Below are 517 nucleotides of genomic sequence, written 5' to 3' on the forward strand. Positions count from 1 at the left end.
GGAGAACAGCCCGCACAGCAGCTCCTCCTCACGCGTACCCGGCAGCGCGCCCCCGCCCGTACCCGAGAACTCCGGCACCGGCAACGCCCGCCGGTCCAGCTTCCCGTTCACCGACAACGGCAACTCACCCAGCCCCACAAAAGCCGCCGGCACCATGTACTCCGGCAGAGCGGCAGCGACATGGGCGCGCAGGGTCTCGGTGTCGAGGGTGCTCCCCGACACGGGCACGGTGTAGGCGACCAGGCGCTTCACGCCCGGCTGGTCCTCGCGGACGATCACCGCCACCTGGGCGACCAGTTCATGTCGGCCCAGCACCGTCTCGATCTCACCGAGTTCGATACGGAAGCCGCGGACCTTGACCTGGTCGTCGGAACGGCCCAGGTACTCCAGCTCACCCTCGCGGGTCCAGCGCACCACATCCCCCGTGCGATACATGCGCGTGCCGGGAGTTCCGTGGGGGTCGGCGACAAACCGCTCCCCCGTCAGACCCGGCCGGCCCAGATAACCGCGCGCCAGA

Annotated in this window: 1 protein-coding gene; it reads right to left on the minus strand. The window is 69.8% G+C overall.

The genetic code is table 11. The features are described 5' to 3' along the window. Positions 1-517: AMP-binding enzyme (locus IE153_RS41340; protein WP_189594816.1), on the minus strand; the 517-nt coding region annotated here is incomplete at both ends.

Source organism: Streptomyces massasporeus, from assembly GCF_014648995.1.
GTDB lineage: Bacteria > Actinomycetota > Actinomycetes > Streptomycetales > Streptomycetaceae > Streptomyces > Streptomyces massasporeus.